Below are 23,494 nucleotides of genomic sequence, written 5' to 3' on the forward strand. Positions count from 1 at the left end.
TTAAGTATATTTTTATTATAAAATACCACAAGGAGGTTTGCTGCCAGGAATATACTGGCGGCTTACCCCTGCACAGCCATACATGAAAAGAATGCTATTACTTATACTCTTTATATTATTTTCCACATCACATGCTTTTGCAGCAACTTATGTGGACTCTGCTGCGATCAACGTTGATATTATAAGCCAGGAACCTAATCCTGCAAGACCAGGCGAAAGCGCTGAACTGGCTCTCAGTGTGCAGAACATCGGGAATGAAAATCTAAAGAACATAGTTGTGACTGCACAACCTGATTATCCATTCTCACAGTTAGATGGTGAATCTTTGACCCGGACAATATCCTATCTCAATGCAAGACAGGATGATGCTGCAACAGTGAAATTGAAACTAAAGGTGGCCAGTGATGTGCCAGCGGGCACATATGAACTGGACATCGTTACAACGGATTCCACAGGTACTACCAAAACCACTACCCTGGATATTGAAGTAAGGGGAAAGGAATACTCTCAGATAGTGAAGATCAGCAAGTCTAGTATAGACTTTGCAACTGAGGAACAACTCGATTTCTTAGTTACAAATACCGGCAGTTCATCCTTGAAGAACATGCAGCTATCCTGGATGGATACCACTGGTACCATCTTACCCGTGTACTCGGACAATACCATGTACATAAGCTCTCTGGCAGCCAATGAATCTGTGACTGTAACTTATATAGTGATGGCAGATGTGAATGCTAATCCGGGTCTTTACCAGCTGGACATCACACTTAAACTAGAGGACTATAACTCCAATTTCAGTAAGATTTCGACAACTGTAGGCCTATTTGTTGGTGGTGGGACTAATTTTGATGTAGCTTTCTCAGATAATTCTGATGGAGATATATCGTTCTCAATAGCTAATGTAGGTAACAATGAAGCATATTCAGTAAAAGTATCGATACCAAAACAGGATCTATACAGCGTATCAGGTAGCTCCTCTTCCATCGTCGGCAACCTCGAAAAAGGTGATTATACAATTGCTTCATTCACTGTTTCACAAGAGGGGCCAGGAGTCATTCCAAATAGTACTGGTGGTGAGCAGGACAACAAAGGAGCTGTAGGTCTCATATCAGGTGTTATTCCTGCATACAAAGCATCAAAAATGAAGCCTGTAGCCGCTTTGAGGTATGAGTGATCATGCCTGCTTTTTAAAAGATAGACAATATGAACAGGCCACTTGTACAGAGGCTGTTACTTTGTGTCATTGCAATAGGTTATGTGAATATTGTTCGATCATGATTCATTTTCCGTCTATCCGCGACAATTATTTATAATTTTGTAACCCTCATTATAAGGGGTAAACAAAATGCTTGAGCCGTCATGGGTCTTTGCTCTTAATGCAGAGGAGCTTAAAGAGAATTCTTTAAAGCTTGTGGAGCTTAACGATAAGCCTGTGCTTTTGATCCGAAAAGAAGGCCAGATCTATGCTCTGTCCAACAAATGCAAACATATGGGTTGTCCTCTTTCAGCTGGCACTCTTGAAGATCACACCCTGAGGTGTTCATGTCATGGGTGGAGATACGATATTAAGACCGGAGATTATCTTGGTTCCAGGGATATTGTCCTGAAGGTATATGAGAACAAGACCGAGGAAGGTAAAATTTTTATATATATCTAATAAAAAGGAAAGGTGTCCTCTATAGATGATCAATGTATTCAGATGTGGTGTCCACCCGAGGATGGGGTACTCGATGGTTTTGTCCTTAAATATGGCTGTCATAACTGGGGTTTCAATATAAGGACCGAGAAGAACGCGGACACAGGTATATGAAGGTAATATTTCAATAATTATTTAAATAACGGAGGTTTGCATGTCTGAGGGAAACTGGGTTTATGTACTTGAAACGGCAGAGCTGGTAGATGGTGAAAAGAAAGCTCTGGTTGTAGATGGCCAGAGAATAGCACTGATCAAAAAAGGTAATGAGCTTTTTGCCATCTCAAATAAATGTGTACATATGGAATGCCCTTTATCCAAAGGTGAACTTGAAGGATATATTATCAAATGCCCATGCCACGACTGGAGATTTGATATCCGCAGCGGAGAGTTCCTTGATGCAAGGGAGCTTAAGGTTGATGTCTATGAACTGCAAGTATCTGATGGTAAGATATATTTAAAAATAAAAGGTGAGAACTAATGAAGAAGGTAATGATGTATACTCTGAGTACCTGTCCTTGGTGCAAGAAAAGCAAGAGTTTCTTTGCCGAGAAGAACATTCCTTTTGAATTCATAGATTATGATAAGGCCAGTGAGGAAGAAAAGCAAAAGATAAGGGAAGTATGTTCTACATATGGAGAAGGTATAGCTTTCCCGTTCGTCATAATCGGTGATGATGCTGTAGTGGGATACAATCCTCAGAAATATATGAAACTCCTGGAATCATGAAGAGGACTCGAGATGGATGTGGAGAAAAGAAAGCAAAGGCTCAGGGAAATGTTCCAGAGGGTGGTGGATCCTCTGGGGTACAAGTTCAGCCCTGATGAAGAAATAGTGGATTTCCTGCTGGAACAGGAAGTCATGCTGGAACAGGAGCATGGTCATCCCTTCTGCCCCTGCCAGGGCCTTACGGGAGAGCGAGAGCTCGATATGAAGATCGTATGCCCGTGTATCCCATTTCACAGAGCTCATTTCGATGCAATGAAACGCTGCTGGTGTGGTCTGTACGTGCATAAGGACGTTGAGGACCCGGATAGTCTGGTACAGATCTCACGTTGTGAGTTCGAACAGATGCAAAAGGAGGGTAAGGTATAATAAAGGAAGATCCGGTGATCTCAAATATCAAGATAAGACTGTTATGAAACAAATGTCCACTCATTGCAATCCCAGGCTGCTTCAGCAGCTTGAGGGAGTGAACATCGATGCGGCCGCAGATTTCAAGAAGATGCTCAAAACAGAAGAGTTCGATATCTTCTACGATGCTCCCTTATTGATCATAGTGCTGGGGAAAAAAAATGCTCCTACAGCGGATTTCGATTGTGGCATGTGTGCACAGAACATGATGCTTGCAGCCCATTCTATGGGCATTGGGAGCTGCTGGGTAGGCACTGCATGTCTTGTTCGGGACAATCCTTAAATGCTACTAAATCTCAAAATCCCCGAAGATTACAACGTAGTGGCTCCGATCATTTTTGGATATGGGGATACTGTACCGGCAGCACCACCAAGGAACGATTCGTTCATCACATGGGTATGAACTGAAGTTTTATATGTGCCACCATAGCCACTTTTCTTTTTCATAAAGACCATAGGCAATTTGTGTTAAGTCATCTCTTTTTCTCTTTTCGCTTCTATGTAGCGATGCCTCATAGCTCTGGATCAAGGGGTAAGAAGAAAAAAATGGTTTATGCCGAAAAAATCATTTTTTATATGTTAGCGCAGATTCATGTGATCTTATGAGTAAGATTTACTATATTTTGTAAGATTTATTATACCTTTTATAATGGACTTCGGAATGGAGACTTTACTATACAATCTTTTCATAATGATTATGCAGGGCTGTAACCTAAAATATTATATATGTTGAAATTATAGTTAGCCACTAATGGTTTGCAACTTATGGATGCTAAAATCGCATTCAATAAATGGTGATATCAATACCATAAGTTTCAAACAATTGGTTAACAACTATAAACACTACTGATACAGATTGGTGAAGGGATCTAGTGAAAAAGATCGCATTGCTACAGAGCTTTGTAGACGAAATACCAAACTTATTTTGTAGGCTTGAAATTCATGGTTATTATGTTCACACAAGTTTTCTTCTTGAAGAAAATATAATCGATGAGATCAAAAGAAACCAATATGATGCATTTTTACTGGATCTGTCCGGTACGCCGATCGAAGAATTAAGGAAAAATCATTACCTTTCTGAAATAAGTGGTCATATCCCTGTCATTTTGATCGCTCCTTATGTGGACTATCCCTTACTGGAGTCGTTAGGTAATGTACACATCTCAGGATGTTTGATACCTCCATTCTCAGATGAGCAATTGTGCTCGACCATTGAATTGGCATGCCATAATCACAACATTCTAAAAACAAATGCCTATGACATGAAAAATACCCTGTTTGAGAAGGAGAGAAGTTATGCTATGCTTCTCTCGAATCTGCCTGGTATGGCATATAGGTGTGATAATGATCAGGAATGGACCATGCGATTTGTTTCAGAGGGCTGTTACAAGTTAACAGGTTATGATTCCGAAGCTCTTTTGCACAATCGGGATATCTCTTATAATAGACTGATCACTCCTGAAAACCAGGCGCATATCTGGAAAAAATATCAGGAAATGCTCGCCAGAAAAGAAACATTCCAGGATGAGTATACCATAACTACCGCAATCGGAGAGGTTAAATGGGTATGGGAACAGGGAAAAGGAGTTTATGCCGATAATGGTGAGCTAATAGCTATTGAGGGTTTTATTGCCGATATCACAGAGAAGAAGAAAGTACAGGAAACACTTAGGGAAAGCGAGTCACGCTATCGCAGCCTGTTTGAAAACAATCACTCTGCCATGCTGGTCATAGATCCTGAAATAGGTTCAATCATAGATGCAAATCCGGCAGCAGTATCTCTCTATGGCTGGACACGTGAAGAACTCAGAAGTAAGACCATCAAAGAGATCAACGCATTGTCTCCTTTCGAGGTAAAAGAGGAAATGGACCGTGCAGTTAAAGGCCAGCGTATCCGTTTCTTTTTTAAACATAGTCTCGCAGATGGTTCTGTCAGAGATGTGGAAGTTTTCAGCAGTCCTATTCTTATGGACAGAAAAATGCTTCTCTACTCCATTATAAATGATATCACAGAGCTTAACAGGATGGAACAGGAACTTCTCCTGAACCGGTTCTGTATTGATCATTCAGTTGTGGGGATATTCCGTATTGAAGAGCCTGATGGCAGAATAGTAAGTGTGAATGATCATGCGTGCCAATCCCTGGGATATTCCCGTGAGGAACTCTGTTCAATGACGGTATTGGATATTGATCCTACATTTACTCCTGAGACATGGATTGAACACAGGAAAAATGTACGAAAGCTGAAATCGGGAACTATCGAGACAATTCTTTGCAAAAAGGATGGCACAGAATTTCCTGTAGAGATTACTATTAACGATATGGAGCATGAGGGGAAAGTATTCTATCTTTCTTTTGCAAAGGATATCACCAAACGCAAGGTTGCAGAACAGGCGCTCAAGGAGAGTGAAGAGTTCTTCAGGATCACTTTGTACAGTATTGCTGACGGGGTCATTACCACTGATATTAACGGGAATTTAAGGCAAATGAACCATGTTGCTGAAAAGCTGACCGGCTGGAATGAGGCCGAAGCCAGGGGAAAAAAGGTCGAGGAAATTTTCAATATCTTCAATGAAGATACACGACAGCAGGTTGAGATACCCGTGCGCAGAGTACTGAGGGAAGGCCGGGTAATGGGCCAGGCAAATCATAAACTGTTGATCTCTAAAGATAATAGGGAAATCCCCATTGCTGATAGTGGCTCGCCTATTGTGAATGAGAAGGGTGAGATAATCGGAGTTGTGCTGGTGTTCCGTGACCAGAGCGAAGAAAGGAAGGCCCAGAGGTCTCTCCGGGAAAGTGAAGCACGTTTCAGGCAGCTGGTCGAGAATGCACCTGAAGCTATTTTCGTTCAGGCTAATGGTTGTTTTGCCTATGTCAATCCAGCAGCATTGCGTCTTTTCGGGGTTGATTCGGCCAGCCAGTTAATAGGGAAGCCTGTTATGGAACGTTTCCATCCGGATTTCCGTGATATTGTCCGTGAACGCATCCATCTTATTAATGATATGCACGAAGAAGTACCTAATATCGAGAAGATCTACCTGAGGCTTGACGGCACACCTTTCAATGTAGAGATATCCAGAGTGCCAATAATCTATGATGGTCTTAACGGATCTCTGGTCTTTTTCAGGGATGTCACCGAACGCAAGCGGGTGGAAAGAGCTCTCATCAGGGCAAAGATGGTTTCGGATGAGGCTAATCGCAGTAAGACCGAATTCCTGGCCAATACCAGCCATGAACTGAAAACCCCTTTGAATTCTATTATCGGCTTTTCGGAGCTTATGCTTGCCGGCGAGCTGGGAAAGATCAGCAAGCAACAGAAAAAATACATTGGGACTATACTTGAAAGCGGTTGTATGCTCCTTAATATCGTAAACAAGATATTGGATATATCCAGTATCGACTATGGCCGAATGGATCTCAGTTATACTAAATTCAATCTTTGCGATGCTATTCAGGACACCTGTGCAATGATGCAGGCAGCTGCAAACAGGAAATCCATAAAACATGTAGTTGATATTGATCCACAGATCAATGGGATAAATGCTGATGCCATCAAGTTCAAGGAGATAGTTTACAATCTTGTGGATAATTCCATAAAGTTCACGCCTTATGGGGGAATTGTGATCATCACTGCCACTCAGAATGAAAGCCACGTGAAGATATCTGTCACAGATAATGGTATTGGTATAGCAAAAGAGAATATTGAGAGAATATTTGATCCCTTTTACCAGGTGGATAGTTCCACAACACGCAGGTATGGAGGGACAGGGCTTGGACTTGCCCTTATAAAACAGTTCATAAAAATGCACGGTGGGAACATTTGGGTGGAAAGTGAACCCGGTAAAGGCAGCACTTTCACTTTTACCATTCCCCTAGACTATGGGGAACAACCGATACGTATGTTGCAGGTTTCTGAAGATCAGGACCTCGATTTTTGTTCATGACCGGGATTAATTGCTTCTGATTATTGCTGCGGGAACGCAATGGTCATTTTCTATTCCCGTTGAGGGTTTCCACTATCTCCTTAAAGCTTTCCAGCCCTGCTTCGATATTCTCTATGATCTCGTTGGCGAGTATGTCAGGGTCTGGCAGGTTGTCCAGGTCTGCCAGGCTTTTGTCCTTGAGCCAGAAGATGTCCAGATTGGTTTTATCCCTTGATGCTATTTCCTCGTAGGTGAATCTGCGAAACCTGCCTTCGGGATCTTCCCGGCTCCATGTTTCCTTGCGCTGGAAACGGTTCTCGGGGTTATAGCAACGGATGAAGTCTTCAAGGTCCGTGAACCTGAGAGGGTTCTTTTTCAGGGTGTGGTGTACGTTGGTGCGGTAATCGTAGATCCATATTTCCCTGGTCCAGGGTTCTTTGGATGCGGGTTTTGCCTCGAAGAACAGTACATTGGCCTTTACCCCGTGGGCGTAGAATATGCCGGTGGGCAGGCGCAGGATGGTGTGCAGGTCGGTGGTCTCCAGGAGCTTTTTGCGGACAGTTTCGCCTGCTCCGCCTTCAAAGAGCACGTTGTCGGGCAGGACTACTGCTGCCTGCCCCCCGGTTTTGAGGATGGTATGAATGTGCTGCACGAAATTAAGCTGCTTATTGCTGGTAGTGACCCAGAAGTCCTGGCGGTTATAGGTGAGGTCTTCTTTCTCCTGCTCGCCTTCGTCGTTGGTGAAGGTCATGCTGCTCTTCTTTCCGAAGGGCGGGTTGGTGAGCACGTAGTCGTATCTGATGTTAGGATCGGCTATGAGGGCATCGGAATTGGAGATCATGGGCTCTCCGTCTATTTCTCCGATGTTGTGCAAAAAGAGGTTCATGAGTGCCAGCCTGCGGGTCCCGGCCACTATTTCATTGCCGCCGAAGGTCTTTGCTTTCAGGAAGCGGCTGTGGTCGCGGTCAGGCTCGTAATTGTTTGTGAGGAAGTCATAGGCCGCCAGGAAGAAACCGCCTGTACCGCAGCAGGGATCGCCAATGGTCTTCATAGGTTCCGGGCGCAGGCACTGCACCATGGCTTTGATGAGCGGGCGGGGTGTAAAATACTGGCCGGCTCCGCTTTTAGTGTCTTCTGCGTTCTTCTGCAGGAGACCTTCGTAGATCTCGCCCTTTGTATCCACTCCCATCATGACCCAGCTTTCCTTGTCGATCATATCAATGACCTTGTACAGCATGGCAGGGTCGCTGATCTTGTTCTGCGCCTTGAGGAAGATCTGCCCGAGCATGCCGGGCTTTTTGCCCAGCTCCTCCAGCAGCTCCTTGTAATGGGTATCAAGCTCTGCACCGCGCTTTTGTTTTAACACATCCCATGTGTACTTCTCCGGGATGCCTATATCCCGGCTGTATGGCGGTTTTCTGTATTCCTCTGCCATCTTGAGGAATATGAGAAAGGTCAGCTGTTCCAGATAATCGCCATAGCTCACGCCTCCGTCTCGCAGGACATTGCAGAAGCTCCAGACTTTGGAAACGATGGATGATGTGTTCTCAGACATGGTCTTTATCTCTGGGTTTGGAATAGTATTTTTAATCTTTTTAGTTGAATTTGATACTCAAAAGCAGTGTTCAACTTGCGGGGTAACTTGCAGGGTAGCTTGCGGGGTCAGTCCTTCACCATCCCGGATGATGCTCTTCAGTTGCTCGGATATCATGATCTGCCTTGTATCCTTTGTTCTTTCCTATAATTCAAGCTGTGATGAAATAAGTTACTTTATTTTTGTGCTTCTCTCATCTCTTTTTTCATTTTTCTTTTCTGGATATGTTCAAATGTCCACCCGATGGCATTGTAGAGCGGATTGACCGGTACGTTCACATAGTATTTCGTTTTCGGGTCAAGCCAGCCTTTTTCTTTCCAGTAGGTATGATCGGCTGGCGAGATATGTGCCAGCTCTCCAAAGGTTGCTTTCTGCCCGCGGAAAATGAATACATCCCTAAGCCCCGGAGATCTACGTGCTTTCTTCATAAGGGCATCGTGAAATATAACTGCTGCTTGCTTAAGCTTCCGTTCATTTTCAAGTTCTGTTTTCATAGGTAATGGCACGCGGGTTATAATGCCTACCTTGTGAGATATCTCGAAGCCCCATATACCTGCAACCAGCTCAAGATAATCAAGGACATCCCTGTGACCCATCAGCCCGGTACTACAGAGGAGCAGCGCCTTCTTATCAAAAAAGCGAGGTCTATGGAATATATATGAAAAGCGATCAATAAAAGTCTTCATCTGTGCAGAAACGTTCATGCCATAAACAGGTGTTGCAAATATAACTCCGTCAGCATCATGCATTTTCTGCTCGATGAGAGGTGCATCGTCCTTGAAAGGACAATGATCCTCTCCTTCCCCAAAACAGACAAGACATCCACGGCACTGTGACAGGTTTGCATCTTTGAGCATCAGGTACTCAAATTCAACATCACCCATTGAATGCATGACCTCTTCTATCTTTTTGGCAGCCCGATAGGTATTGCCCTTGCGCGGACTTCCCATGATCACCAGGATTTTCATATTCTCTACACCTCCCTTTAATATTTGTACAGTACAAGGTATTATATTTTTATCTTTACGATTTCTGCTCCATTTTTTGTTTCATTTCCTGTCTCAGGAAATAACCACCCGTTTTTGGCGGACCTTCAAATGTGACCAATTTAGCTATTTTTTGTAAATCTCTGCGTATGGTAGCTATTGATACATTCAACTCATTTGATAATTCATTTGAATTTCTGCCTGGATTTTGATAAAGTAACAATATGATTTTTGAGAGTCTCAGTTTTACTGTATCACTTACTGTATCACTTACTGTATCACTTACTGTATCACTTACTGTATCACTTACTGTATCACTTAAAGAACCACCAATTCTTTTTAGTTTTGTATTTTGTGTCATTCCTTCTTTAATAAGTCCTTCAGGTATCGGAATAATTGTCTTAAATGTACTACCTTCAATAAACTGAGGAGTGCCACTACCTGCGTATTCCTTAATAAAGCGATTTACGTTTAAAACACCAGAACCCAGTTCATCTACTCTTCCAAGTTGCATGAAGAATTTTACTATCGCGGGGTTTTTTGGGAACGGAGCAAACCTTTCCGGATCGATCTGTCCTTCTCCATGTGGATTGTTGGCGTTTTCAGCTTCGATCCGGTCTGCATAGATTATAAATGTGCAGGGGTAGGCGTTCATGTATTCCCTGTGGACTATCAAATTTGCAACTACTTCTCTGAATATTTTATTTCTAAGACTTACCCGCTGATCGCCTTCTATATAAAATTTGTCAGGCAAATGCTTGCCTACAAATGTCATTAGCTGTTCGTAGGCTTCTATCAGGTTCGTCTGGATGTATTCGCGGTCATCGTAGCGGTAAATGTCTTCAATACGGACAAGAGCATCGATTTTAAAGTAAGGAAGAATTTGCTGGATTACTTCGTCTTTTCCAAGCAGCAAAGCTGCTGCAAGTGTATAGCCTTCTTGTGCACTTTTGAGGTCTCGCTTCCACAGACCTGCTTTTTCCAGCATCTGCTGGTCGTTCAGTGCCAGCCAGGGATGGTTGTAATTGTAGCTTCTGATAAGATTCTTTATTTTTGGGAACAGGTCGGCTTTGAAGTCTTCAAAGCGCAGTGCGGGATAAATTATGCCTTCTGTATAATGCGCTGTTTTGTGATTATAAATTTCCGCTATCTGCTGTGGCTGTATGACTTTGAAATCCCCGTCATTACTGCGGTTGAACACTGTATTGGCGGTCTTATGTATCTGTGAGCTGGCAGGAACCTGGATGTGGATCACCTATTTTCCTTTGATTTCATAGGTTTGCGGAAACAGTATGAACGGTGGGTCAAGCTTTTGCGGGTTGTTTGAAAGATTGACCAGATTGGCAACCATGTTTTCGATCTCTGACTGCTCAACTCCTATTATATTGCCATTATCATCGGCTCCGAGAATGATGTCCCCTCCATCCCGGTTGAGCATGGCGCAGATGGTTTCAAACAAGTTCCTTGGCAAAGCTGTACGCGCTTCCTTAAACTCCAGACGTATGCCTTCCTGTTCTTTGAGTAATCTCTTAAGCCGTTCCAGTCCCAATCTGCTCACCTCTTTTCCTTTCCTTCTTTTTTCACTTTAATTCTTTCCAGCAACACATCCGCAGGCTCCCAGTCCTCCGCCATCCGCACCTCAGCAAGCTCCCTTTCGCTCAGCAGCTTCCCCTCAAACGCCTTTTTCAAAATACTCTGCCGAAGCGCCTCTGCCTTCTCCAGAGCCTCATCAATATCCTGCGCAATCTTATCACACACCGAAAGCCGCGTTTCAATTTCCTGAACGATGGCTTGTTGTTCGGGGAGAGGTGCAACTGGGATGCATAAAGATGCTATTTTTGAAAGGTTCAATGTGTATAGACCTGATGTAGAACTAGCAACTTTAGTAATCTGATTTCTGCCGTCAAATGAAAGCAACCAATAAAGTATAAACTTCCTAATTTTTACAATTTCAAATCTTACCTTAATTATATGATTTTGATGTATGCATGGAGATATTTTTCCATTCCATATGGCAACTCTACCAATTTGATTAACGCTTCCGTTGCCTTCTACAATTAAAAGGTCTCCTTCTTTCAGTAAAACTCGTGAAACCTCCTGTTCTTCAATGCCTATATATTTTAAATCATCTAATCTAAGTTCATTAGAATAAACATTAGCAACTCTGAGGTAAGGCAAAGTTGTAGATATTGCATTTCTTTTGGAGTTCTTTGTAAGGCCGCCTGTTACTTCCCCGAGTTCCTCTATCTTCACCCATCCCCACCCCTCTGGCAGCCCTGGAAATTCCACAATTTCATCTTCTGTGAGGGGTTTTACAGGCTTCATTTTCTTGCCGGAATATTTTGCAGCTTCTTCTCTTTCCTTTCGGATATGTTCCAGCAAATCCCGCGCATCCGGCAGATCGGTCTGCTGCTCCCGCCATTTTCTGGTAAGTTCACCCTCAAACGCTTTCTTCAGCACCGCCTGCCTGTAAACTTTAAGTTGTTCCTGTGCCAGCCTTAGGTTGGCGATACCGTTGTCAAGCTCGCTGAAAAGCTGCTCGATCTTGGAGACAATGGCGCGCTGTTCGGGGAGGGGTGGGAGAGGGAATGGATATTCTTGCAGATATTTTGTTGAAACTCTTGGCAAATTTACGCCACTTGAGTTATGTGTCATATCACTTACAAACTTACGTGACAAAAAGAAATATTTAGAATAGTTAAGATTGGAAATACTAGCAGATTTAAAAACAAGAATGTCTGTAGAACAAACTCCATCTTCATTAGCTAAATACACTTTATTCAAATAAGGTCTAAGTTTTCCGTAGAGCAGATCACCTTTTTTAAAACTATTTTTTATAGTAGTGATTGTATCGATTTTAACATCTTGTGTTAATGTTCCTCTATCTTTCTCAATATGTTCTAAACCAATGTAAAATAAGGATTCTCCTGAGCCATTGTGTTTATCGGACTTTAAAATGTGAGCTTCCCCAAGCCGCACCCATTGCCATCCTTCTGATAATCTTGGTAAATTCTCTATTCCAGCATTATTGAAAGATATCGAGTTATTCATTTTAAGCATCTAATGCCTCAATATTTACTGTCAGATTATAGTTAAACACTCATGGTTTGTAACTTATGAACGGTAAAATCAAATTCAATAGGTAGTTATGTCAATACTATAAGTTTCAAACAAAAGGTTAACAACTATAATCTATTACTTCCCAATGTCCACCTTTTGCAGGACCGATGCGTTTTATCTTTCCTTCAGCTTTCAATTTCCGAAGATTCCATTCAACACCTTGTATGGACAAGCCTGTGATCTGACACAGTTCTTCACGGGTAACAGTGGGATTATCCCTGATTGCCTCAAGTATTATTTCTGCATTTTTCCCCTTAGTTTTCTCCGAACTTTCACCCAAATCTGCCTCAGAAGTTCTGTCAAGTTTTCGGAAAATAACAGAAAAACCGCTATTGTATTCAAATTCCACAGACGATTTTTTGTTCTCGTCCACTGCCTGTATAATTCGGCTTATGCCCGTACCCACTTTTTCAATGTAGTTTATACGATGCAGCAAAGAAGCGATCAGAGGGTTACGTGTGACACTCTTACGTCCGAACTCGGAAGGTCTAAGACCGCTTGGCAGCCCTCCGGGATTGGATATCTGCACCCTGTCATCAAAGACCTCGATAAGCACATTGGAGCTTCTGTCAAAATAATCACGGTGGCAGACAGCGTTTATTATGGCTTCTCTCAGTGCCACATCAGGAATATCCGGAATCTCTTCCCGCTGCACACCCTCGATCTTATACTGCACGTTGGTGTGCCTTTTCACGAAAAGGATGGCATTATCGATGTTTTCGACAATGTTCTCCTTGAAATCCTTCTTGTCAAGGATATGCACCTTCTCCGTACCCTTGTATAGCACGCATACCACAATGGCATGATTCATCAGGAAATCAATATCCTTCGCAAAGAACAGCACGCCTGCATTCGTCAGTTTTCCCTCATCATTGATGCAATCGAGGTTTCTAAGCAGCGACATCCTGTCAATGGACCTGCTGACGCCTGCCATGTTCAGGAAATTTTCAAAAGCCCTCTCATCGAAATCATTATCGAAAACCGCCTTCTCATTTCTCAGTTCCTCAAAGCGAATGCGCCCTTCCTTCTGGAAGAAATCAATGATCTCATTGCGTGTAAGTTTCTGGGAGTTCGCCCCGTTGCGGATAAAGAAGCCTCTTGAGCAGGCATAGGGCTTGTCGCTGCCCTCCGGCACCTCCACGATGATAAGGTTATCCTGCACCCTTATCTCAATATCAAGATACAGCTGCAACTGCCTGAGGGAATCCTGCACCCTTGACCTGAAACTGTTATCAGTATGTGTACCTTTTATGGTTCCATTATCAGCAACACCAAGGATGACCCTTCCCCCGCCGGAATTGGCAAAAGCGCAAACCTCCTCCACAAAGGACTTATCAAGGAATTCCTTGAACTCTATGTGGTATCCTTCGCCAGCCTCTATGATGTCTTTGATCGAAAATTCCATTTTTAAGCCGCCAGTGCCTCGTTCAGTTCGCTGATAATGCTGTTCATCTCATCGCCAAAGAGCTGATACATCCTGCTACGGCTTCCTTCTCTATCAAAAGGTCTGTAATCGAGATCGTCTAGTTCCATGTGTACATTGTCAATAATATAATCCTTTATCATACGCAGCCATTGCATCTGCTCCTCATTGAATTTCACAGTTCCGGCTTGCTTTTTGAACACCCAGTCCCGGAAGTTGCGGTTCACCGTCAGGTCGTATGCAGTAAGTACCGGGTCGATCTCCGTCACCCTGCGGATCAGGGAGACCAGAGCTGTAAGCTCTTTTTTCGGAGAGTTCCCGTTCACCTTCTCCAGCTGCTCGTAAGCCTGCCATACCCTCAAAGGCGCAAACAGCGGTTTTTCCAGTTTCAGCCTCTCCAGCACTTCCTTTATCATGGCAAAAGTAACATCCCTGCGCTGGTAAGGCTGGTTGTAGAATATCCGAAGGGCTGTGATCTCATCCTTGTGGGCTTCCAGATACTCCCTGAAATCCCGCACAAGCTCATCCGCCCTCACCACAGCATCCTTATCCCATTCGGTCCGTGTCACTACGTCAATGTTCACCGTATCAATGATCTGCTCATGCACCCTGCGCACATTCTCAATATACTCGTTAAGCTCTCCCGTAAAAGTGAACCTTGCAACATCGATCAATTCCTGCTGCGCCTGCCTGCTCGCCTTCTCCTGCGGCATGTCCGGCTGAATCTCCCTTATCTCAAAAGCCCGACCCTCGATCACATCCGGGTTATACGCATTCAGCAGGTCTCTTATGGTCTGGTTGATGGTCTTCCCGCTGGCCTTTTCAGCATACACGATCTTCTCATCGGGAGTTATCATCTTATCCAGCCGCGCCAGCCGGTTCGCCAGCGAGACATATAGGTCCTCGTCCTGCGCACCAAAGGTCACGGCCGCCAGCAGGTCCTTGAGCGGTGCTCCTTTCTTCCTCTCAAGCGGTCTGCTGTCTGTTTTCATGGACTTCGTCACGCCCACAGCATCCACAATAACAAAATGCGTCTTGGCAGACACCACCGAAGGTGTCACTTTCCTCAGGTCATCATACCCCATGACCCGCGTACCGCGGCCTTTCATCTGCTCAAAGTAGTTGCGGCTCTTCACATCCCGCATGAACAGCAGGCATTCCAGCGGCTTTACATCCGTACCCGTGGCTATCATGTCCACGGTTACCGCTATCCTGGGGTTGTAGTCATTGCGCAGTGCAGACAGCACAGAATCCGCATCTTCCTCCGCCTTGTACGTCACCTTCTTGCAGAAAGCATTGCCCTCGCCAAACTCCTCCCGCACGATCTGGATAATATCATCCGCATGGCTGTCTGTCTTGGCAAAGATCAAAGTTTTCGGTATCTCCTGCCTTCCCGGGAATATCTCCGGCAGCTTATCCCTGAACGCCCTGATTACATTGCGTATCTGGCTCGGGTTCACCACATCCCTGTCCAGCTGCCTGCCGGTATAGGTAAAAGCCTCATCCAGCTGCTCCCATCTTTTCCTTCGGCTCAGCTTCTCCCTTTTATCCACGAATTCCCTGGCCTTTATCTCAGCGCCCTTTTTAGTGATCTCGGTCTCGATGGTGTACACATCATAACCCACGTTCACACCGTCCGCCACAGCATCTTCGTAGCTGTACTCGCTCACCACGTTCTCATTGAAAAAACCAAAAGTGCGCTTATCCGGCGTGGCAGTAAGCCCTATCAGGAAAGCATCAAAATAGTCCAGCACCTGCTTCCACAGGTTGTATATGGAGCGATGGCACTCATCGATGACGATGAAATCGAACTGCTCGATAGGCACTTTCTCATTGTATACCACAGGCAGCGGCTCCTTAGGCTGCCATCCGCTCTCGGCAGGATTCGTTTCCTCAGTTTCCTCGTCCAGCTCCTCACCTTTCAGGATAGAATACAACCGCTGGATGGTGGAAATACACACCTGGCTGTCCGAAGCCATATAGCTGGAACGCAGCCGCTGCACGTTGTACAGCTCGGTGAACTTGCGGTTATCGTCATTGGGTGTATATGCCATGAACTCCTGTTCTGCCTGCTTGCCCAGATTTCGTGTATCTACAAGGAACAATACTCTCTTAGCATCCGCATATTTAAGCAAGCGGTAAATGAACGTAACAGCAGTGTATGTTTTTCCAGAGCCAGTGGCCATCTGGATCAATGCCCTGGGGTGATTTTCCTTAAATGACCTCTCCAGGTTATTGATCGCCCGTATCTGGCAATCATGCAATCCCTCTGTCCGAAGCCCCGGGATATCCAGCAATCTGTTTCTCAGTGACCTTTCCTCTTTGAGCCATTCCCTGAAGGTCTCCGGACGATGGAATGAAAAAACAGGTCTTGATCTTGGTTTCGGGTCGCGGTGGTCAGTGAACCTCGTAAGTGTCCCCGTGCTCTCGTATACAAAAGGCAGAGGGTCATTGTTCAGGTATTTCAGCTTGCTTGTGGCATACTCCCCTGACTGTTCCTCCACAACAGTTAGTCTGTGGCCTTCTTCTTCCTTCTTGGCCTCTATTATCCCCACAGGGCTTTTATCCACGAAAAGCACGTAGTCCGCAGGTCCGACATCTGTAAAGTACTCCTTTACAGCAATACCATCGGCTGCACTCCAGTCTATCCTGTTCCTTTCCTGCACTATCCAGCCGGAAGCTTCCAGTTTCCCATCGATCCTGTTTCTGGCTTCCTGCTCAGGGCTCTGGTTATGGCTCATAGGTTTTATCCATGGATTTCTCCGCTTATCCTGTCCCCGGGAACTGCATGGAAAATTCATGCAGTTTCAGGAATGATTTTATAAAAGTCTATGTTCACATTCAATATAAGTATTCTTAGTTCCAGTTGTATACGGTTTGCATATCTCTTAACGAAAAATAGAGTCAGTTGCTTCAATTTTGCACAAAGCCAAAAAACAAGAAAGGCCCAATAGGACAAAACATGGAAGGTTTATAGAATACGAAGATTTTTCAATTATCCATTGACCCCGTATTAGCATGCTTCATGATTCTTTCAACTACAGCATCTGTATTTTAGACTGGTCATGTAAGAACCCTTCTGCACTGCGGCGGCTAAAAGTACTTATATACTGCTGCAACATAGTTCCACCCCGGATGAGGGATACATACTATAATCAGGACTGCATAACCGGTGCACGTGACCATATTCCTGACCGAAGTGTCGATCTTATCATCACAGATCCTCCATTTGCCATAAATGGTAACAATCTCCACAAACATTATCACAGGAAAGAAGAGCATGTGTTCGAAGGGTATGTTGAGGTGGATCAGGAAGAATACCGTGATTTTTCCATAAAGTGGATGCATGAGGCCCACAGGGTTCTCAAGGACACTGGTTCCATGTATGTGGTCTCAGGATGGAGCAATCTTCTGGATATACTGCTTGCTCTTGAAAAAAATGATTTTGAATTGATCAACCATATTATATGGAAATATAATTTCGGCGTGAGTACAAGGCACAAGTTCGTTACGTCTCATTACCACATTCTCTACTGTAAAAAATCAGCTGCAAAAAAAGTGAAATTTAATACCTTCTGCAGATTTGGAACATCTGAGAAGCATGACGATAACAGTTCTATGCTTTATAATGACCTGGAAGATGTATGGGTGATCAACAGGGATTTCAAGAAAGGCAGGTTAAGGAATAAGAACACCCTTCCTGCAGAACTGTTAAAGAAGATGATCCTTTACTCCTCAGATGAAAATGACCTTGTCTGTGATTTTTTCCTGGGCAGTTTCTCCACGGCAAAGATATCTAAGTCTCTCAACAGATATTCCACAGGCTTTGAGGTAAATAGCGATGTGTATGATTACCAGCTGGAACAAATGCACAATATAGAACGTGGTTACATACTTAAAGAACTGTGCTCCAATGGGGGAAATCCGCATCACAACCAGAGGAAGCGCTGGACGGAAGAAGAAGCAAATAAGGTCATTGCACGCTATGATGCTATTAAGAGTGCTGGGCTCACAGACAAAAAAGCCTACCAGTTACTTTCCATGGAATTTGGCCGGGGGTATTTCTCTATGATGAACATTACTAAGAAAAACAGGAAATAACAATTTCTCATTCCAGTTTTTTCATTATATTATAGTCCATGATCGTAGAAACAGGGTATGCTTTTACAGGAATACCGGCTTCTGCAATAGCTGAGATGGCATTGCTTCCCACTATCACAGGTATGCCTGCTTTTCCTCTTTCCATAGGTACGTTGAAAACATCTTCGCTGGTCTCCCCTATCTGAAGATATCCGTTGATATCGGAGTCTTTTGCAAGTTCCATTACCTCATGTGCCTTTTCCCTTGCAGAACCCGGTATGTGGCGCAGGTTAGCAAGCAGCTTTCCATTACCACTTTCAATATAATCGAGCACTGAAGTAGAATGCCTGTTAATGAATATTTTAATAGGATCTATCGATGTTCCGCTGTAGCCTATGATATCTACAAAACTTACGGGCTGGTGAGCTTCCATCTGCATAAGCCCTCCATATAATGGAGTTGAAGGAATCCCGTTCTTCAGAAGGATACCGTCATAGGTGATACTACATACATTGGCTATTGCAAATTTACCGTCAGGTACGAAGATATCATCTTCTTCAGAGTCCTCATCCACTATCCTTATCCTGGGGCTTATGGATATTCCGGCATTAATTGCATATTTCAGCACATCCATAGCTTTCTCATAATCACTTTTGTCAATGATGGATACATTCACTATGACATTACCTTTCTTTTCCCGAAGGTCGTATGTGGTCTTGTACACCAGTTCTTCTATCCGGGTGATGACCAGATCCAGCCTGTCACTTATAAGTGCGTCACTGAGTTCTTTCTGTCCGTGTTCCGTTATGGTACGCCCGATATATCCATGCTTCTTGGTGAATCCCCTTTCATCCAGTATGCGCAGGTGATAACGTACAGCCCTTTCTCCAATGGCATACCCCCTGTTCTGCAGTTCATCTGCTATCAGGCGAGCTCCTAATGGTTTGTCGCTCTTGCTGATTATCCGCATTATTTCAATAAGTTTCCTTTCGACATTGGGGTCTGTCATAGTTATTCCTGTCTGTATTTTGTTTCAAAGGTTAGTTTGGGATTAATGGAATATATCCGTCATATCTATAAAGATTATGTATCAGGTTCTATTGTGTTTTTTGAGCAAATTGCATGATCATGTTGCATATCCTTAGAATATGTGCTCTTATATGTTTCTTTCTTCATTTGTTTCGTGCATAAAACTAGGTTACTTTATTATGATTGTAGAAAGTTTCATATTCTATGCCATTCAATTCTTAGTTTGGAGTAGTGGGTAAAAAAGCCCATTCCCATTGAATATAAAAGGAGTGTTATAAGAAATGTTATTTATGGACATAAGTACTTGGGCACCGGAACACAGAGAAGATATCCTGAAACACTTCAAGGAAATTAGGCCACCGGCGGGTATTCATGTTGTCAATCAGTGGCTGGACCTTACAGGCGGCAGATTCTTTATTCTCTATGAGGCTGAGAGTTCAGAGGCATACGCAGCTTTCAATCTGCCGTGGTCTGATGTTTGTACCATCGACAGTGTGCCGGTCATGGAGGCAATTGATTTCATAAAACACATGGCAGAACATGGATTGAAATTCTAAGTTCTGAAAAATAATTGGTCGGCCTTAAAGGCTGACGCACTTTTCTATTTTTCAATGCATATAGTTCTACATTGCTGCTGAAAGAGTTATCTTTCTATCTGAATCTCCTACAAGCAAGTTGAAATCCCCGGCAGGCAAAGCCGCAGTATTGTAATCATATGTGAACTTTCCTTCATTGTCAGCATCTATGATCTCCGCAGCTTCAAGGTAGATGGTCACTTCTTTTTCTCCTTCCTTTGCCTGGCCATGGATGGAAATATCATATTTTCCTGAAGGTACGTTCTCTTCTGAATAAACAGCTTCATCACTATTAGCTTCAAATGTCCTTGTGTAGGTAATGAACATCTTCACGCTGAAACTAAGATCCTTGGCTTTACGGCCCTTTATGGTAAACTTGTTCGGACCATCGGGTATCTCTACTTTGTCCATATTGTATTCATATTTCCCATCTATGACCGGAACCTTCTTTTCAAAAGATACCTTAACCTTGACCTTGGCCTCAGGATCAGTGCTACCTGTAATAGTAAGAGTATCACCAACCAGGGGCAACTCTGGTATGTGTTCCCAATTAACATTCATATTGTTAGTACTGATATCAAGATCACGGTATTTTGGACGATTTATAGTTTTCAGCAAATTAAGAAAAGAGCTCTTTTTTTTTTTAGTATTGCTCACTATTTCCCCCCACAGACCTTAAAATATATGGATACAATGGAAGATTTACTCTTCCTGTTCCTTTTTCATTTCTTCTTCTGATTCAGCTTCCTTTTCTACTTCTTCAGTTTCTTCCTTTTTCTCGCCGATCATCTCATCAAGCTTATTCTGAAGCTGCTGCATCTGTTCTTTCAGAATTTTGAGGTCATCCTTTTTCACGACTTCTGCACGCTTGAATGTTTCCTGGACCTTTGCATTGATCTTTTTTTCCATCTCTTCAGTCTGTTTTTTCTGCTCTTCGAGGACTTCTTTAACGAATTTCTTACCTTCCTTCTTATTCATCTCTCCACTATCGATTAGCTCCTTTGAAATCTCGTTGATCTTATCCTCAGTAAGGGCCCACAGGCCAATTCCAAAAAGGCCAACTTTTTTTAGAGTATCTTTCATACTATTTTACCTCGTTATGAGTTGTATTCTGATGAAATAAATATCTTTGTACAAGATACGCATGAGCACAGCTATTTCTTGTGGAACAAAAAAGAAAAGTAATATTGATTTTCAGAATTGTATCAATTTCAGGAAATAAGAGATTCTATATTCCTTTCCAAGTACTTGGCATGGCTCATCTCTATAAGGCAATTTGACACTTCCACAGGGTCTCCATCCATTACTACCTTTGCTTCATCTATAAGGACCACCCTGTGAGATACCTCTTTCACGAAGTCCATATGATGGCTAACGATTATCATAGTAGTCCCGAACTCCCTATTAATCCTTTTGAGAGCATTCGTAACATCCCTAAGTGTCACAGGGTCCAGGTCACCGAACGGCTCGTCGAGCATAAGTATTTCCGGATGTGTGGTAAGGGCGAGAGCGATGTAGGCCCTTACATGTTCCCCGCCGCTTATCTGGTAAGGTGTTTTATAAAGGATGCCAAGGGGCAGGTCCAGAGCTTCAAATATCTTTGATGCATGTTCCTTAACATCTTCGAAGGTGACCTTAGGGAAAAGCTTGGCATAGATCTCAGGTGTTATCTGCATCTGATTCATTATCTTATCCTTCTCTTCCTCTGCCATATCAGGTAATGTGTATAGCATATCCAATATCTCTTCAGATACTTCCAGCTCTTTCGCTTTTTTACGGGCATATTCCAGGGATCCTGGACCTTTTATCTGCATTCTGAACCCGATTTGCTGGCCGATAGTGGAATGTGGAGAAAGAGTAAACTCCTGATGCATTATACTTATTTTTTTTCTCAATTCCATCCTTCTGGGATTGAAATTAGTGATGTCTATCCATTCTCCATCGTGCAGATATAGTATTTCTCCGGAAGCAGGTGACGTAAGTCCTTCGATCATCTTAAGCAAAGTAGTTTTGCCAGCCCCCGATTGCCCAATGAGGGATACTATTTCTCCTCTGTTTATATCAAGTGAGAGATTTTTGAAGTTCAGCACCTCTCCTACTCTTATAAGGGTAAGGCGTTTGTTGATGTCTTTTACTTTGATGATGGTTTCTTTTTTCCCTAAAGAACTGATCTCTACCTGTGGCTGCATATCCTTGAGAAAATGTTTCAGTACGGTCTCGGTTTTCCCTTCCTCTATTATATGTCCATCTTCCAGATATATGAGGCGATCAGAAATATACATGTGCAGCTCTGGGAGGTGGGAAACGACTATAATCGGTATGTTTAGCTCTTTTTTTACGTTTTTTATAACGTCAAGAACTTCCTGTTTTGTGCCCGGCCCTGTCATTGTCACAGGTTCATCAAGCAATAACAGCTTTGGTTTTGCAACGATCTGACGTGCAAGAATAAGGCGTTGTTTCTCTCCACCGCTAAGAGCGCTTGTCGCATGCAAGGCTTTATGTTCAAGACCTACAAGCTTAAGGTATTCCATCGATTCCTCGTACATCTCATCGTAATACGGTGAATCACTTTCAGGTAATCCTTCATGTCCCTCGTTTCTGGAGTTTATCTTGCGTATGATGTTCTCTATGGCAGGTCCGTTCCACAAGCCGAAATTACGCTGCAGATGAATTGCAGTGTTCTGTATAAGATCCATCATGTCATCTTTATCAGAATCCGGGAAAAACTGTTTCCCTTCAAGCTCGATAACGCCTTCATCAAAACTCTCCACACCTCGGAGTATTCTTAACAATGTACTTTTTCCGCTTCCGCTTTTTCCCGTTATGCCCAGGATCTCTCCATCATTTACAGTAAAACTGATACCTTCGAGTACTCTCTTTCGTTCATCCAGTACATTATAGTCCTTCGCAAGATTTTTTACTCTAAGCATGAGATACACTCTCCAGACATGGTTCCAGAAGCCATAAAAAAGGAAATTGTTATTATTATTATTATTATTATTATTATTATTATTAATATTGTTATGTATCTACTTTTTGATGGCAGATACAAGTTCCCGGATCTTGCCAGTCACATCGGAAGTTTCTTCCACTACCGTGCCTGTAACGATCATATCAGCACCAGATTGCACACATTTGCGTGCTGTTTCTGCATCCCTGATGCCTCCTCCTACAATAAGCATGTTGTTCCCCAGAGCATGCTTGACAGAAGCGATCATCTGAGGAGTTGCAGGACCGTCTGCACCGGATCCGGTTTCCAGATATGTATAGTGCATACCCAGATATTTGCCTGCAAGAGAATAAGCAACAGCTATTTCAGGCTTGTTCTTCGGAATGAGCCTTGCATCACCTACCCATCCTACTGTGCCTCCAGGCTCGATGATTATATATGCCATGGATATGGCTTCAATACCGCTTTTATACACAAGCGGGGCACCCATAACCTGGTTTCCAGTTATATAATTAATATCTCTTGAGTTGAGCAAGCTCATGAAGAATATGGCATCTGCATACGCACTCACGCCAGATGCACTTCCGGGAAATAATATTATCGGCAGATCAATAACTTCTTTGATCTTCGATATAGTTTGGTCAAGGAGCACACCTCCGGCTCCGGTTGACCCCCCTATCATAATCGCATCCGTGCCACCCTGTGCCGCAGCAAAGGCCATGGCCGCCGCCTCTTCGGGGGACTGGGATGCAGGGTCGATCAGTGTCAAGTGAACTGTACCTTCGCGCTCTGCGATCTCGTTCAGGTACTTTTCCACTTGCATAGACCGGATCAGCCACCCTTTGCTTCCTTGGATTTGGGACGTAGTGCCTTGCTTCCGCATTTTCTGCATCTGTCTGCACGTGAAGCGTTGCGGGCATTACATTTCATACATATCTTTTTGTTAAGTATTCTGTTTTCTGCTTCTGGGAATCTTGCCATGTT

The 23,494-nt window shown here is 43.4% G+C and carries 24 protein-coding genes; 10 read left to right on the forward strand and 14 right to left on the reverse strand.

Annotation, left to right across the window (positions count from 1 at the left end; translation table 11 throughout):
- Positions 1–37 precede the first annotated feature (37 nt).
- The 7 genes from METHO_RS01530 to METHO_RS01555 all read left to right on the forward strand — a co-directional run bounded on the left by METHO_RS01530 (position 38) and on the right by METHO_RS01555 (position 3,110).
- Positions 38–1,174 (forward strand): COG1361 S-layer family protein, encoded by a 1,137-nt coding sequence (locus METHO_RS01530; RefSeq protein ID WP_052309353.1) that lies wholly within the window; start codon positions 38–40, stop codon positions 1,172–1,174.
- 171 nt (positions 1,175–1,345) lie between these two features.
- Complete coding sequence (locus tag METHO_RS01535; protein ID WP_015323755.1) at positions 1,346–1,657, forward strand: Rieske (2Fe-2S) protein; 312 nt, start codon at positions 1,346–1,348, stop codon at positions 1,655–1,657.
- A 12-nt stretch (positions 1,658–1,669) separates the two neighbouring features.
- Positions 1,670–1,810, forward strand: coding sequence for a hypothetical protein (locus METHO_RS13510; protein WP_156810994.1), 141 nt, complete (start codon positions 1,670–1,672; stop codon positions 1,808–1,810).
- A 40-nt stretch (positions 1,811–1,850) separates the two neighbouring features.
- On the forward strand, positions 1,851–2,174 hold the full coding sequence (locus METHO_RS01540; protein ID WP_015323756.1) for a Rieske (2Fe-2S) protein: 324 nt from the start codon (positions 1,851–1,853) through the stop codon (positions 2,172–2,174).
- A complete protein-coding gene (locus METHO_RS01545) occupies positions 2,174–2,422 on the forward strand; it encodes a glutaredoxin family protein (protein ID WP_048830972.1) in 249 nt (82 codons plus the stop codon). The genes METHO_RS01540 and METHO_RS01545 overlap by 1 nt, the downstream gene beginning before the upstream one ends.
- Positions 2,423–2,434: 12 nt before the next feature.
- Positions 2,435–2,788 (forward strand): ferredoxin-thioredoxin reductase catalytic domain-containing protein, encoded by a 354-nt coding sequence (locus METHO_RS01550; RefSeq protein WP_015323758.1) that lies wholly within the window; start codon positions 2,435–2,437, stop codon positions 2,786–2,788.
- Positions 2,751–3,110 carry a nitroreductase family protein gene (locus tag METHO_RS01555; protein WP_281162787.1) on the forward strand — a complete coding sequence of 120 codons (360 nt, stop codon included), beginning with the start codon at positions 2,751–2,753 and terminating at the stop codon, positions 3,108–3,110. Before METHO_RS01550 ends, METHO_RS01555 begins: the two co-directional genes overlap by 38 nt.
- Positions 3,111–3,139: 29 nt before the next feature.
- Here METHO_RS01555 and METHO_RS14210 read toward each other — a convergent pair whose 3' ends face one another.
- Positions 3,140–3,274, reverse strand: a complete 135-nt coding sequence (locus METHO_RS14210; protein ID WP_281162788.1) for a hypothetical protein — start codon at positions 3,272–3,274, stop codon at positions 3,140–3,142.
- A gap of 425 nt (positions 3,275–3,699) precedes the next feature.
- Between METHO_RS14210 and METHO_RS01560 the strand changes: the two genes are divergently transcribed.
- Positions 3,700–6,774 carry a PAS domain S-box protein gene (locus METHO_RS01560; RefSeq protein WP_015323759.1) on the forward strand — a complete coding sequence of 1,025 codons (3,075 nt, stop codon included), beginning with the start codon at positions 3,700–3,702 and terminating at the stop codon, positions 6,772–6,774.
- A gap of 43 nt (positions 6,775–6,817) precedes the next feature.
- Here the strand turns inward: METHO_RS01560 and METHO_RS01565 are convergent, their stop codons facing one another.
- From METHO_RS01565 to METHO_RS01590, 7 genes are all read right to left on the reverse strand, one after another.
- Positions 6,818–8,308, reverse strand: coding sequence for a class I SAM-dependent DNA methyltransferase (locus METHO_RS01565; protein ID WP_015323760.1), 1,491 nt, complete (start codon positions 8,306–8,308; stop codon positions 6,818–6,820).
- A 215-nt stretch (positions 8,309–8,523) separates the two neighbouring features.
- Complete coding sequence (locus tag METHO_RS01570; protein WP_015323761.1) at positions 8,524–9,315, reverse strand: flavodoxin family protein; 792 nt, start codon at positions 9,313–9,315, stop codon at positions 8,524–8,526.
- 55 nt (positions 9,316–9,370) lie between these two features.
- Positions 9,371–10,588, reverse strand: coding sequence for an HTH domain-containing protein (locus METHO_RS01575; RefSeq protein ID WP_216594308.1), 1,218 nt, complete (start codon positions 10,586–10,588; stop codon positions 9,371–9,373).
- Positions 10,589–10,891 carry an AlbA family DNA-binding domain-containing protein gene (locus tag METHO_RS13925; protein WP_216594309.1) on the reverse strand — a complete coding sequence of 101 codons (303 nt, stop codon included), beginning with the start codon at positions 10,889–10,891 and terminating at the stop codon, positions 10,589–10,591.
- Positions 10,888–12,393, reverse strand: coding sequence for a restriction endonuclease subunit S (locus METHO_RS01580; RefSeq protein ID WP_015323762.1), 1,506 nt, complete (start codon positions 12,391–12,393; stop codon positions 10,888–10,890). Before METHO_RS01580 ends, METHO_RS13925 begins: the two co-directional genes overlap by 4 nt.
- A 118-nt stretch (positions 12,394–12,511) precedes the next feature.
- Positions 12,512–13,858 (reverse strand): AlbA family DNA-binding domain-containing protein, encoded by a 1,347-nt coding sequence (locus METHO_RS01585; RefSeq protein WP_015323763.1) that lies wholly within the window; start codon positions 13,856–13,858, stop codon positions 12,512–12,514.
- Positions 13,859–13,860: 2 nt separating this feature from the next.
- Positions 13,861–16,617 (reverse strand): type I restriction endonuclease subunit R, encoded by a 2,757-nt coding sequence (locus METHO_RS01590; protein ID WP_015323764.1) that lies wholly within the window; start codon positions 16,615–16,617, stop codon positions 13,861–13,863.
- Between the two features lie 277 nt (positions 16,618–16,894).
- Between METHO_RS01590 and METHO_RS01595 the strand changes: the two genes are divergently transcribed.
- A complete protein-coding gene (locus tag METHO_RS01595) occupies positions 16,895–17,977 on the forward strand; it encodes a DNA-methyltransferase (protein WP_015323765.1) in 1,083 nt (360 codons plus the stop codon).
- Between the two features lie 7 nt (positions 17,978–17,984).
- On the opposite strand, the gene METHO_RS01600 is transcribed toward METHO_RS01595, so the two are convergent.
- The gene (locus METHO_RS01600; protein WP_015323766.1) at positions 17,985–18,965 is read right to left on the reverse strand and encodes a DUF128 domain-containing protein; all 981 of its coding nucleotides are present in this window, start codon (positions 18,963–18,965) and stop codon (positions 17,985–17,987) included.
- Positions 18,966–19,266: 301 nt separating this feature from the next.
- Here METHO_RS01600 and METHO_RS01605 point away from each other — a divergent pair, with 301 nt between their 5' ends.
- On the forward strand, positions 19,267–19,542 hold the full coding sequence (locus METHO_RS01605) for a DUF3303 domain-containing protein (protein ID WP_015323767.1): 276 nt from the start codon (positions 19,267–19,269) through the stop codon (positions 19,540–19,542).
- A gap of 66 nt (positions 19,543–19,608) precedes the next feature.
- Here the strand turns inward: METHO_RS01605 and METHO_RS01610 are convergent, their stop codons facing one another.
- The 5 genes from METHO_RS01610 to METHO_RS01630 form a co-directional block, all read right to left on the reverse strand.
- Entirely contained in the window at positions 19,609–20,217 is a 609-nt protein-coding gene (locus METHO_RS01610) for a hypothetical protein (protein WP_015323768.1), read from the reverse strand.
- A gap of 45 nt (positions 20,218–20,262) precedes the next feature.
- Entirely contained in the window at positions 20,263–20,643 is a 381-nt protein-coding gene (locus METHO_RS01615; protein WP_015323769.1) for a phasin family protein, read from the reverse strand.
- 128 nt (positions 20,644–20,771) lie between these two features.
- On the reverse strand, positions 20,772–22,490 hold the full coding sequence (locus METHO_RS01620) for an ABC transporter ATP-binding protein (RefSeq protein WP_015323770.1): 1,719 nt from the start codon (positions 22,488–22,490) through the stop codon (positions 20,772–20,774).
- Positions 22,491–22,589: 99 nt separating this feature from the next.
- Positions 22,590–23,333, reverse strand: coding sequence for a geranylgeranylglyceryl/heptaprenylglyceryl phosphate synthase (locus METHO_RS01625; protein ID WP_015323771.1), 744 nt, complete (start codon positions 23,331–23,333; stop codon positions 22,590–22,592).
- 8 nt (positions 23,334–23,341) lie between these two features.
- A complete protein-coding gene (locus METHO_RS01630) occupies positions 23,342–23,491 on the reverse strand; it encodes a 50S ribosomal protein L40e (protein ID WP_015323772.1) in 150 nt (49 codons plus the stop codon).
- Between the last annotated feature and the right edge of the window lie 3 nt (positions 23,492–23,494).

Source organism: Methanomethylovorans hollandica DSM 15978 (assembly GCF_000328665.1).
GTDB classification, from domain to species: Archaea; Halobacteriota; Methanosarcinia; order Methanosarcinales; family Methanosarcinaceae; genus Methanomethylovorans; species Methanomethylovorans hollandica.

What these genes read in the sequence shown, in the direction of transcription:
- METHO_RS01535 (WP_015323755.1), top strand. Translation starts at nt 1,346, where the DNA reads ATGCTTGAGCCGTCATGGGTCTTTGCTCTTAATGCAGAGGAGCTTAAA.
- METHO_RS01540 (WP_015323756.1), top strand. Translation starts at nt 1,851, where the DNA reads ATGTCTGAGGGAAACTGGGTTTATGTACTTGAAACGGCAGAGCTGGTA.
- METHO_RS01545 (WP_048830972.1), top strand. Translation starts at nt 2,174, where the DNA reads ATGAAGAAGGTAATGATGTATACTCTGAGTACCTGTCCTTGGTGCAAG.
- METHO_RS01550 (WP_015323758.1), top strand. Translation starts at nt 2,435, where the DNA reads ATGGATGTGGAGAAAAGAAAGCAAAGGCTCAGGGAAATGTTCCAGAGG.
- METHO_RS14210 (WP_281162788.1), bottom strand. Translation starts at nt 3,274, where the DNA reads ATGAAAAAGAAAAGTGGCTATGGTGGCACATATAAAACTTCAGTTCAT.
- METHO_RS01565 (WP_015323760.1), bottom strand. Translation starts at nt 8,308, where the DNA reads ATGTCTGAGAACACATCATCCATCGTTTCCAAAGTCTGGAGCTTCTGC.
- METHO_RS01570 (WP_015323761.1), bottom strand. Translation starts at nt 9,315, where the DNA reads ATGAAAATCCTGGTGATCATGGGAAGTCCGCGCAAGGGCAATACCTAT.
- METHO_RS01580 (WP_015323762.1), bottom strand. Translation starts at nt 12,393, where the DNA reads ATGCTTAAAATGAATAACTCGATATCTTTCAATAATGCTGGAATAGAG.
- METHO_RS01585 (WP_015323763.1), bottom strand. Translation starts at nt 13,858, where the DNA reads ATGGAATTTTCGATCAAAGACATCATAGAGGCTGGCGAAGGATACCAC.
- METHO_RS01590 (WP_015323764.1), bottom strand. Translation starts at nt 16,617, where the DNA reads ATGAGCCATAACCAGAGCCCTGAGCAGGAAGCCAGAAACAGGATCGAT.
- METHO_RS01595 (WP_015323765.1), top strand. Translation starts at nt 16,895, where the DNA reads ATGCTTCATGATTCTTTCAACTACAGCATCTGTATTTTAGACTGGTCA.
- METHO_RS01600 (WP_015323766.1), bottom strand. Translation starts at nt 18,965, where the DNA reads ATGACAGACCCCAATGTCGAAAGGAAACTTATTGAAATAATGCGGATA.
- METHO_RS01605 (WP_015323767.1), top strand. Translation starts at nt 19,267, where the DNA reads ATGTTATTTATGGACATAAGTACTTGGGCACCGGAACACAGAGAAGAT.
- METHO_RS01615 (WP_015323769.1), bottom strand. Translation starts at nt 20,643, where the DNA reads ATGAAAGATACTCTAAAAAAAGTTGGCCTTTTTGGAATTGGCCTGTGG.
- METHO_RS01620 (WP_015323770.1), bottom strand. Translation starts at nt 22,490, where the DNA reads ATGCTTAGAGTAAAAAATCTTGCGAAGGACTATAATGTACTGGATGAA.
- METHO_RS01625 (WP_015323771.1), bottom strand. Translation starts at nt 23,333, where the DNA reads ATGCAAGTGGAAAAGTACCTGAACGAGATCGCAGAGCGCGAAGGTACA.
- METHO_RS01630 (WP_015323772.1), bottom strand. Translation starts at nt 23,491, where the DNA reads ATGGCAAGATTCCCAGAAGCAGAAAACAGAATACTTAACAAAAAGATA.